Source organism: Roseivirga sp. UBA1976 (assembly GCF_002336325.1).
Classification (GTDB): domain Bacteria; phylum Bacteroidota; class Bacteroidia; order Cytophagales; family Cyclobacteriaceae; genus Roseivirga; species Roseivirga thermotolerans.
The window spans coordinates 43925-44923 of sequence record NZ_DDDQ01000099.1; the positions used below are offsets into that span (position 1 = coordinate 43925).

A 999-nucleotide genomic window follows, 5' to 3' on the forward strand; every position below is an offset into this window, starting at 1 on the left:
GATTTTCATGGGTTCTTCTACAGGCAATATGCTGGTAGACAACCAAAAAACGCTGGAACATATCTTCAGCAACTCGCCCACGCTAATTGCCACACACTGCGAGTCTGAAGAAATTATACGGGCCAACACGGCCAAAGCCCGGGAGCAGTATGGTGAGCAGGTACCCATGCACATGCACCCGGTAATTCGGAATGAAGAGGCTTGCTACGCTTCTTCATCGGCTGCCATAGCATTAGCCAAAAAGACAGGAGCGCGCTTGCATATTCTACATATTTCTACCGGCAAAGAAACATTACAGTTCGATAATAGCATTCCGCTCAAAGAGAAGAAAATTACGGCAGAGGCCTGTGTACACCATTTGTGGTTTACAGACGCTGATTATGCGGAAAAGGGCAGCCTGATTAAGTGGAACCCGGCCGTAAAAACAGCTACAGACAGAGAAATGATTAGGAAAGCGGTGAATGAAAACCGAATAGATGTATTGGCCACAGACCACGCTCCTCACACTTTGGAAGAAAAGCAAAACAGCTACTTTTCAGCTCCTTCGGGTGGTCCTTTGGTGCAACATAACCTACCCGCTTTGCTAGACTTATACCATCAGGGAGTATTCAGTCTGGAAAAAATAGTGGAGAAATCGGCCCATGCGGTAGCCGAATTGTTTGAGATAACCAACAGGGGCTACATTAGAGAAGGCTATCAGGCCGACCTTGTGGTGGTTAACCTGAACAAAGCCTGGGAGGTTCACCCATCGAACCTGCTGTATAAATGTGGCTGGTCGCCCTTCGAAGGCCACCAATTTAAAGCCAGTGTAGAAAAGACTTTTGTAAACGGACACCTGGTGTATAGTGACGGACAGGTAATTGAAGGCACTACGGGAGAAAGACTTTTATTTTCTCGATAATTTCAAAAGAGGTTATTTGCAAATTCGCATCTAACACTTACTTTTGCAGACCCAAACACCTAAGGTGTTTAAACGGTGGTTGTAGTTCAGTTGGTTAG

At 45.8% G+C, this 999-nt stretch carries 1 protein-coding gene; it reads left to right on the forward strand.

What is annotated here, in order from left to right; all coding sequences use genetic code 11:
- A partial coding sequence (locus B3763_RS10005) for an amidohydrolase family protein (RefSeq protein ID WP_286746137.1) occupies window positions 1–901 on the forward strand: 901 nt, incomplete at its 5' end.
- Between the last annotated feature and the right edge of the window lie 98 nt (window positions 902–999).